Origin of the sequence: Bacillus cereus group sp. BfR-BA-01355 (assembly GCF_022663675.1) — a bacterium.
Taxonomy (GTDB): domain Bacteria; phylum Bacillota; class Bacilli; order Bacillales; family Bacillaceae_G; genus Bacillus_A; species Bacillus_A thuringiensis_S.
Window position 1 is genome coordinate 1 of record NZ_JAKUFY010000367.1, and the last position, 311, is coordinate 311.

A 311-nucleotide genomic window follows, 5' to 3' on the forward strand; every position below is an offset into this window, starting at 1 on the left:
CTTTATCAGGACGTACGCCCATTTCGGCAAACGTTCCGAATGCAAAGTAAATAAGGTCAATCAGTGCATCGTATTGATCTTCAACAGTCGTTGCTTCTAGAAATTCTTCTAGCTCTTCTTGCATAAAACTTGCACGAATTTTTGCACGCTCTTCTGTTAGTTTTGTTGGAGTATTTTTCACAGGATGTCCGAACTCTTCATGCATTTTTGCAACAAGTTCGAATCCTTTATCTAAACCTTTTTCGTTTGCCATGTTGTTTCATCCTTTCTCGTTTTCTGCCGAATTTCATTGTAACATAAGGTGATTATGA

General features: G+C 37.9%; 1 protein-coding gene. It reads right to left on the reverse strand.

Annotated features, from left to right (window positions below):
* The coding region (locus MR167_RS32075; protein WP_481746715.1) for a pyrophosphohydrolase domain-containing protein at positions 1–253 on the reverse strand (253 nt) is incomplete at its 3' end.
* Positions 254–311: the final 58 nt, after the last annotated feature.